The organism is Cyanobium sp. LEGE 06143 (genome assembly GCF_015207535.1).
Classification (GTDB): Bacteria; Cyanobacteriota; Cyanobacteriia; order PCC-6307; family Cyanobiaceae; genus NIES-981.
The window spans coordinates 1-3,956 of record NZ_JADEWP010000210.1; the positions used below are offsets into that span (position 1 = coordinate 1).

The 3,956-nt window shown below is 71.0% G+C and carries 5 protein-coding genes and 1 pseudogene; 3 read left to right on the top strand and 3 right to left on the bottom strand.

Annotated elements, in window-relative coordinates; genetic code table 11:
* The 3 genes from IQ216_RS12300 to IQ216_RS12310 all read left to right on the top strand — a co-directional run.
* The coding region (locus tag IQ216_RS12300; RefSeq protein WP_228007475.1) for an META domain-containing protein at positions 1–1,338 on the top strand (1,338 nt) is incomplete at its 5' end.
* A 235-nt stretch (positions 1,339–1,573) separates the two neighbouring features.
* Positions 1,574–1,765 (top strand): hypothetical protein, encoded by a 192-nt coding sequence (locus IQ216_RS12305; protein WP_193815689.1) that lies wholly within the window; start codon positions 1,574–1,576, stop codon positions 1,763–1,765.
* A gap of 45 nt (positions 1,766–1,810) precedes the next feature.
* Positions 1,811–2,170: a YciI family protein gene (locus IQ216_RS12310; RefSeq protein WP_370566743.1), complete on the top strand. Its 360-nt coding sequence runs from the start codon at positions 1,811–1,813 to the stop codon at positions 2,168–2,170.
* Here the strand turns inward: IQ216_RS12310 and IQ216_RS12315 are convergent.
* The 3 genes and pseudogenes from IQ216_RS12315 to IQ216_RS12325 all read right to left on the bottom strand — a co-directional run.
* A complete protein-coding gene (locus tag IQ216_RS12315) occupies positions 2,141–2,383 on the bottom strand; it encodes a hypothetical protein (protein WP_186697094.1) in 243 nt (80 codons plus the stop codon). The two genes, IQ216_RS12310 and IQ216_RS12315, sit on opposite strands and share 30 nt — an antisense overlap.
* A gap of 49 nt (positions 2,384–2,432) precedes the next feature.
* Complete coding sequence (cbiB, locus tag IQ216_RS12320; protein ID WP_193815690.1) at positions 2,433–3,446, bottom strand: adenosylcobinamide-phosphate synthase CbiB; 1,014 nt, start codon at positions 3,444–3,446, stop codon at positions 2,433–2,435.
* A 25-nt stretch (positions 3,447–3,471) separates the two neighbouring features.
* Positions 3,472–3,956 (bottom strand): annotated as a pseudogene (locus tag IQ216_RS12325) (hypothetical protein); the annotation flags it as partial.

A 3,956-nucleotide genomic window follows, 5' to 3' on the forward strand; every position in this document is an offset into this window, starting at 1 on the left:
TTGTCCATCAGCCTGGCCATGAAGCATCACAGCCCTGTTTGCCTGGTTGGAGGGATCCTCACGGCGGCGCTGGTGCTGCAGGCCCCCGCCCAGGCCGGCACGCTCTCGGGCACGGCCAGTGACCGGGAGCGGATCGCCCTGCCTCCCGATGCGGTGTTTGAGGTGGTGATCGAGGACATCGCCCGGGCCGATGCCCCCGCCACGCCGCTGGGCCGGGTGCGCCTGGAGCCCGCCGGCCAGCCGCCCTTTCGCTTCTCCATCCCCTACAGCGAGGGTGATCTGAGCCCCACGGGCCGCCAGCCATCCGCGCAGGCAGCCCTCGGCCGTCTGCCGGCCAGCTGGCGCGGCGATCTGCCCGCCGCCAGCGGCCGCAGCCGCTGGCAGGTGGACCTGTTCAGCGATGGCAGCTTCCAGCTGCGCCAGACCTTTCTGGATCGCCCTGCCCCCAACAGCTTTGATGACATCGGCCGCTGGCGCCTGGAGCCGCAGGGGCCTCGCCTGGTGCTGCGGGGCGGCCGGGAAGCACCCGTGCTGCTGCAACCCATCGACGGCGGTGCCGCCCTGCGCAAGCTCGACCTTCAGGGTGAGCCGATCCGCTCATCCCTGAACGATCGCCTGATGCGGCTGCCGGCAGCGGAGCCGATTGAGCCCCGCCTCCATCTGCAGGGGATGTTCCGCTACCTGGCCGATGCCGCCAGCATCCGGCTCTGTGCCACCGGCGCGCGCCTGCCGGTGTCGATGGAGGCCGACTATCTGGCGCTGGAGCGGGCCTACCTGGGGGCCCAGGCGGCGGGATCGGCCGGCCAGCCGCTGCTGGTGAATCTGGAGGGCCTGATCAGCCAGCGCCCCTCCGCCGAGCCCGGTCAGGGGCTGCGGCGCACCCTGGTGGTGGAGCGTTTCGTGGGGGTGCACCCCGGCGAGGGCTGCCCGAAGACCGATCGCTCCAGCATGCCTTCGGCTGCCCCAGCGCCCAGGCCCAGCCTGAGGGGCACGCTCTGGAGGCTGCAGGCCCTGCAGGATGGGGATGGCCCTGAACTGAGCGAGCCCCCGGGCCGGCCGCCGGAGCTGCGGCTCGATGCCGACGCCGACCGGGTGAGTGGCAGCGGCGGCTGCAACCGGCTCATCGGCGGCTTCCAGCTCGAGGGGGAACAACTCCGCTTTTCCGAGCTGGCCAGCACCAAGATGGCCTGCCCAGCTGCGCTGATGGCCATGGAGCAGCGCTACATGGAGGCGCTGGGCCAGGTGCGCCGCTGGAGCATCGACAAGCGMAACCTGCTGCTCCAGGACGGACAGGGGCGCACGCTGCTGCTGTTCAAGCCAGCCCCACCCACCCCCTGAGCCAGCACCGCTGGGCGAGCCCAACGGCGTCCCAGGACCCGGCAAGAAAAAAGGCGGTACCCAAGAGGGTGCCCGCCCAGAGGAACGTCTTCGTGAAAGATTTTATTACAGAGCGTGAACGGGCTTTCTCGGGATCAGGCCCACTCCAGGGTGGGCTCTGGTGGGTCGCTGCTTTCGTGGCGGCCTCCTGCTGAACGCCCTAGCGTCTGGATGGTCAGGTTGCTCGTCGAGGGCGATGCGCATCACCCAGTACGACGGTCAGTTTCTGATGTCCCTCAGTGCCCAGGAGGCCTCCCGGCTGATGGACACCTGCGCGGTGGTGGTGCTGGCCGCCGATGCTGAACCCGCCGTGCACTTGCCCGTTGAGATGACGTCTCTGCTGGCCGATCTGCTGGAAGGTCTGCGCAGCCAGGCGAGTGTGGAGTGACGCCTCCGCTGGGGCTCAGGGGTAGCAGAGTGCCCGAAGTCGCAGGTGGGCGGAGCGATGCCCTGGTTTGTGAAGCTGGAGGAGGGTCTGGTGGACAAGGCCCACTTCGATGCGGTGGTGCCGTTGCATCTGGCCTGGTTGGCTGAGCTCGAAGCCCAGGGCCATCGCCCCGTGAGTGGCTACTGGGCCGACCGCCGTGGTGCTGAGGGTGCCGGCGGCATGCTGCTGTTCTGGGCCGGGTCGTGGGATCAGGCCTCCCGGCTGGTGCGCCACGATCCCCTGATCGAGCAGGGATGTGTGAGCTGGACCCTGCACGAATGGACACCGGTGTTCGGCGTTCCTGCTCCGGTCTCGCCGCCTGCCACCGCCGCTGCCTCAGGAATGAAACAGCAGCACCAGTCCTGAGCTGATCTGGTGAAATTCCCGCTCCTCGCGGCTGAGGTCGAGCCCCACCTGCAGGGCCTCCTTGAGGGCGTCCTCATAGGGCGGGGCCGAGGGTGCGGTGCCGGCATGCCAGAGCGCGGCGATGCCCACGGGTGTGGCATGCCACCGGAAGCAGGCTGTGGTCCCGATGTCCGGCTCCTGGAGGGCTTCTTCAAGGAGGTCGCGAATCGGCATGGGCCCTGGGACGTGCCCGCAGCTTCGGCAGATCCGTCCATCCGGGCAATCAGCTGAGAGCTTTCGTGATGAAAGGCGGCAGCCCCGCCACCAGGAGGGCTGTGGCCAGCCAGAGCGCTTGCAGCCGCAGCGACAGCCGCAGCATGCGCCGCACAGCAACGGCATCCGCTGCCTGCCGGCCCTGCGCCAGCAGCGGCTTGCGGCGCAGGCAGCCGCCATAGCGGTTGCTGCCCCCCAGCTGCACCCCCACAGCGTGGGCATAGGCCGCCTGGGAGACCCCCGCATTCGGCGAGGGATCGGGCGCCCCATCCCGCAGGGCGAGCTCCAGCCCCCGCCAGGCTCCCGCCAGCCCCTGGCCGGCGGCGAGCGGCAGGCTCACGGCCACCAGGCGGCAGGGCAGCCACACCAGCAGGTCGTCGAGCCGGGCTCCGGCTGTGCCCAGCCAGGCCAGGCTGCCGCGGCGGTAGCCCAGCATCGAATCCAGGGTGCTGGCCGCCTTGAAGCTCCAGCCCAGGGCCAGAGGACCAGGCAGGCCCGGCGCCAACGGGCTCAGAACCGCCCCGGCCAGCATCCAGAACAGGGGCGCGAACAGGCCGTCTACGGCGTTCTCACTGGCGGTTTCTGCCAGGGCCCGCAGGATCTCCTCCCTGCTGAGCTGGTCGGTGTCGCGGCCCACGATGCGCCCCAGCTGCCGCTGGGCCGGCTCCGGATCCGCCGCCGGCAGCAGCGCCAGCACCCCGTTCACGGCCTCCTCGAGGCTGCGGCCGGCCAGGGCGCTGGCCAGCCCCACCACCAGCACCGCCACCCCCAGGGCGCTCTGGGCCGCCCAGCGCTCCAGCAGCCAGCCGGCAGCACCGCTGAGCCCCACCACCAGCAGCGTGATCGCCGCCCCGGCCAGGCGCAGCCGGCCGGGGCGGCCGGCGGCCCAGCCCTCGGCCAGCCGTCGCAGCCGGGCAATGCCCCAGCCCATCACCTGTACCGGATGGAGCCAGCGCTGGGGATCACCCAGGCCGCGATCGAGCAGGGCGGCCGTGAGCAACTGCAACACCAGCAGCAGCGGCATCAGCGTGAAAGCGGGATCGGCGGGATCAGCGGCAGCGGCCCAGGGGCCAGGCCAGCGCCGCGAAGGCCAGCATCTGCAGCGGCAGGGCCAGGCTGAGGCCGAGCAGCTGGCTCAGCAGACCCATGCCGAGGCTGCCGGCCAGGCCGCCCACCGCCCCGGAGCGCTGCAGCACCGTCCAGCGCAGGGGGGCATCTCCCAGCGGGCCCAGGGACCCCACCAAGGCGGCATCACTGGCCGCCGCCAGCCCCCCCAGGGGCAAGAACGGCAGCACCGCCATCCAGCCCGGTAGGAGCTGGGCCAATCCCAGCAGTGCCCCCATCAGGCCATAGCGCAGGGGCCCGTTCAAGGGCGGCAGCAGCCTGGTGAAGCCTCGGCCGAGCCCATAGGCCGCCAGCAGCATGGCGAAATCAAAGCAGTTACCGGCTCCCACCTCCCTCACCCACAGGGGCAGCAGGGCGAACAGACCACCAAACACGAGCCCCTGGAGTGCGCACAGCCGGCTGAAGGGGA

What these genes read in the sequence shown, in the direction of transcription:
- IQ216_RS12315 (WP_186697094.1), bottom strand. Translation starts at nt 2,383, where the DNA reads ATGCCGATTCGCGACCTCCTTGAAGAAGCCCTCCAGGAGCCGGACATC.
- IQ216_RS12305 (WP_193815689.1), top strand. Translation starts at nt 1,574, where the DNA reads ATGCGCATCACCCAGTACGACGGTCAGTTTCTGATGTCCCTCAGTGCC.
- cbiB (WP_193815690.1), bottom strand. Translation starts at nt 3,446, where the DNA reads ATGCCGCTGCTGCTGGTGTTGCAGTTGCTCACGGCCGCCCTGCTCGAT.